The sequence below is a fragment of the Staphylococcus sp. HMSC072B07 genome, from assembly GCF_001815505.1.
GTDB lineage: Bacteria > Bacillota > Bacilli > Staphylococcales > Staphylococcaceae > Staphylococcus > Staphylococcus simulans.
The window spans coordinates 1-4267 of sequence record NZ_KV820938.1 but is presented as its reverse complement, the minus strand read 5'-3'; the positions used below and the strand labels follow the sequence as shown (position 1 = coordinate 4267).

The window sequence follows — 4267 nt, the reverse complement described above, 5'->3', positions numbered from 1 at the left end:
ATTTTATTTTGGACTGTATTTATGTCCCAGCCCCTTTTTTATTAAAGACTTTTAGTCTTTAATAAAAAAGGTGTGAAGCATAATCATCTGATTTTTAATTGACTATAACTATTGATTTAATAACATTTTGAATATTTGTAATAATTAATCGTTATTAATCACTAATAATATAATATTAGATATAAGCACATCATTTCCTTGATTTTGATAATATAATATTTCTAATTCCCAAAGATAATTATGCTCTTTTCACATTAAAAATAAGACTGGTAATTTACTCACCAGCCCTAAATAGTATAAAGTCTATAATACTTAAGATGTTTACTTCTTTAGTTCTTATCGCCTTTAACCTGATCAATCAAATCATTAGCTTTATCTTTAACATTATCCACAATTTCCTTAGCTTTACCTGAGGCTTTATCCCCTTTACCTTCTGCTTTTAAATCCTTGTTATCAGTTACATCCCCAATAGTTTCTTTAATATTTCCTTTTGCTTGTTCAAATTTTTCTTCACTCATTGTTATTCCTCCTAAAAAAATAGTATTTATGGTATAAATCTATTATGCTAAACCTTTTTAAAAAAGTAAAGTCTTCTAAATTAAGTGTAATTCTTGATTTATTAGAGATTATCCTTTAAGATATATTACATAATCCCAAAGATTTAAGATAACTCATTTCAACTTCATTTGATTTTATTTAATTTCACCAGTCAAATCACCTACGAACTCTAACATAGTGTTTGTAGGTGATTTTCAGTATATTTCTCAAATCTACCATTGTTAGCTATAACAAGCAAACTCAAAATACAAACAAATGTTATTATCTCACAATGAACACTCTTTTTACAAATAACTTTTTTCAGTTTTATAAAGTTTAATAAAAATGAACAATAAAACATCCTTTCTAAGAAACAATGAAATTTATTCCACATACATAACCTAAAATATGCAAAGTCATGTCTCCTCACTCGAAATTAAAAAACTTGTAAACCGCGATGCTAATAAATATTACAAAAACAAACTCATGTTATTGTCACATCAATTTTATAGTTATCCACTTTTTTTCAAAATCATAAAAAATAAAACCTGCTATTCATCATCTTTTCCAGTAGAAAACAGAACTAAAATCAAAAACAAATAAACCTTCTATCAAGATATTAATAATCATCTTCCCCATACTATTATTCTATTTGCATTTTTGATTTAATTGCTTTACTCAAAATCCTTTGTACTTAACTTAAAAATTTGTTCTTTCTTCTCTGTCAGTTCCTCAAATATAAATTTAGGTTTTTTTCCTGAAATCAAAATATTAAAAGAATCATCATAAATAGCTTTCGCTTCTTCTTTCAGCTCAGTTTGAGACATATCAATTATATGATAAACATTTTCTATTTCTTCAAGTAAACTTGAACTTTTTTGATAGTAAATTAAATCATCTTTATTAGCTTCAAGTTCAGCAAAACCATTTCTAATTCCATATTTCAAAACATAATAAAGTAAAATAGCTGAAAATATTATATATATAAACACCAAATTTATCCCTCCTCCTTTGATAGATTTTATCATAGCCCCCAGAAAAGTTTTACAACCTTATTTCAAAGAAATGTTTTAAAAAGTAATAGGATATTTATGTCTTTTTTAATTCAAAAGCTTTATAAGATCTTAATATATAAATGAGATACATATAAATATAATGTAATTCCATACACAAAAACCTATAAAGTGTATTTTCACATTATTAATTCATATGCAAACTAAAGTTTTGCATAAACTAACAAAAACAACTTCCATTTTAATTACTGCATCGATAAATCTCTTCAAAAAAACATAATTTTTATTTTGTACAAATTAAAAGCGTAGATGATAGTTTTATACATTAAATTGAATAATCTAATGAAACCAGTTACTTAATAAAGATACAGTTTTTACATAAGTATTTTCCAACCACTAATTCCAAAAATTCTAAAGTGATTCTTATCACTTGTAATGATTAACTATAGTAACAAGAAAAGATAAATTCATTTCAAACATACACAAAAACACGTGCTTATGACATACATAAACACGTGTAAACACTAACTATCTATTAACTATCTGTTTTTTATAAACAGTACTATATAAACACATGTCATTAAAAGAAAAGGAATAGTCAATAAAAAGACTTTTACATGGTTTATATTAGAAACCCATAGAAACAGCGATAACATAAATATATAATTCAAAATCACAATAAAAAATATTGGCCAGTTGAAGATCTTTCTGTTATACATAGTTATCCCACCTTTTAACAACCAGCTACATATCCGCCAGAAGCACCGCCAATACCGCCACCAATGGCTCCTACAACACCACCGCTAACAGTTCCAACAATAGGAAGTGTAACAGTTCCAACAGCAGCTCCTCCTAAGCCACCAGTTGTCGCACCACCAATAGCTCCTCCTACAGTTCCGATTACACATTTAGCAGCTCCTCTTTCTTGTTGCTGCTTAACAACTTGAACACCCAACTTACCATCCTCTTCAAAATAAACTAAAGTCGCGTCTTCACCATTTTTATCTTTTGCTGTTACAGGTAATTGCTCAGTTTTTCCAGAATGAGTATCTTTTATTGTAGCTATACCATTTTTATCAATATTGTATGTAATCCCTTTGTTCAAATCAATTCTAGCCACATTATCATTAATTTTTGAAATAGTTCCTGCACTATCTATAGAGACGTCTGATTGCCTAGTTTCTGAAGCTTCTGAGTAGTTATTAATCACCGTCGGAGCCAAAACTAGACTAGAAGCTACAACAAATGCAACACACCCTTTTGTTACTTTAGATTTATAACTAAATTTTTTATACATTCTCATCTCTCCTATTAATCATTTGCATATTCATATTAACAAAATAATTAATTAAAGAGTTCACCAATCCCCAAACGGTTGAAATTCGTTCTTAAGTGTCTAAAATGTTGCTTTATCGACAATGGTCGACCAGATCACACTATGCCGACATTCGTCTGCATGTTTATTTAAAGGGCTTCTCATTAATCAATAAATTTGCTCGGCATAAATACATGTTTTATTTCTTTTTCTGAAGCCTAAACATATCCATCCTTTTCCAAAGGATCTATAACGTGTATAACTGCTGGAGATATTATATCTTTATCATATATCGAGAAAAATTAGCATCAGAAACTTCATTGCTTGTTAACAAACTTCATCATAACTCTTATAAAAATTTTGAGGATCTTTATTTTTAATTTTAAAGGGGTATTTTGAAGAACCCAAAATATTTATGTAGATTTATATTCTAAAACTCTATATAAGTGCTTAAAAAGAAGATAAAAGCAAAGTAGATATATTTCAATTTCACATCACAAAGTTTTAGCAAAACGAGTGACGATTTTTTTGGCACATTATATTTTTTCTAAGTTTTCATCAGAACCTGATAATACTAATTAAAAAAGCAACCATATTAAATGGTTGCTAAATCGAATCAGCAAGTTAATTGCGGACATTCAATTTAAGAAAGGTAATAGCATTATAACATATTCTGATCACTTTAATAAATCCTAATAACCTTTCCCACAAAATTTTATAGAGTGAATTTTCCTTCAATTCGTTCCCTTTATATATTAAACACTACTTTTTCATCAACATTAATATAAAAGCAATACAGTAGTGATATTTTATATATTGGGAATGTCACACTACTACTCTGACGTGATGTGTAATACTAAAAGTTTTGTGCGAAAAACTACTATATTTTCTCTCGATAACACCAAGTCCATTTCCTATACTATAGTTAATACTAAATAATTTACATTTGATAAGTTTATTTTTCGCCATAAAAGATATACAATGTGATTATATTCCCAATAATCTTCCGAAAAGATTATATATAATTCACTATTTTCTCCAGTAAAAGCATTAAATAGCTGTTAATTACTGGAGTTTTTGATTGATTTTTAAAATATAGTTCCTTATAATTATAAATACGTGGTATACTCCACAAATATTACGTGAATATTGATTGACAATCAAAAGGTTTCCTATTGTATTTAGTTGCCCCTTACAACTTTATTACTAGAATTTTTATATCAAAATTTCTTATACACATAAATAACTTTAAAAGTTTTATAAATAAAATCATAAACTAGATTTTATTTACTCTCTGTCATATAAGACTTAAGAACAATACAAAAGAGGTTAAAAATGAAGGCATAGGTTGCTTTATCATAAGATAAGCAAACTTATGCTTTTATTTTTTACAATAAAATTT

The 4267-nt window shown here is 27.3% G+C and carries 3 protein-coding genes; all 3 read right to left on the bottom strand.

The annotated features are described in order from the left end of the window. Positions 1-329: 329 nt before the first annotated feature. Positions 330-518, bottom strand: coding sequence for a CsbD family protein (locus HMPREF3031_RS10225; RefSeq protein WP_060804198.1), 189 nt, complete (start codon positions 516-518; stop codon positions 330-332). Positions 519-1211: 693 nt separating this feature from the next. Next, positions 1212-1565, bottom strand: coding sequence for a hypothetical protein (locus HMPREF3031_RS10220; RefSeq protein ID WP_226956268.1), 354 nt, complete (start codon positions 1563-1565; stop codon positions 1212-1214). Positions 1566-2283: 718 nt separating this feature from the next. Continuing rightward, a complete protein-coding gene (locus HMPREF3031_RS13705) occupies positions 2284-2847 on the bottom strand; it encodes a hypothetical protein (RefSeq protein WP_083309938.1) in 564 nt (187 codons plus the stop codon). Between the last annotated feature and the right edge of the window lie 1420 nt (positions 2848-4267).

What these genes read in the sequence shown, in the direction of transcription:
- HMPREF3031_RS10225 (WP_060804198.1), bottom strand. Translation starts at nt 518, where the DNA reads ATGAGTGAAGAAAAATTTGAACAAGCAAAAGGAAATATTAAAGAAACT.
- HMPREF3031_RS10220 (WP_226956268.1), bottom strand. Translation starts at nt 1,565, where the DNA reads ATGATAAAATCTATCAAAGGAGGAGGGATAAATTTGGTGTTTATATAT.
- HMPREF3031_RS13705 (WP_083309938.1), bottom strand. Translation starts at nt 2,847, where the DNA reads ATGTATAAAAAATTTAGTTATAAATCTAAAGTAACAAAAGGGTGTGTT.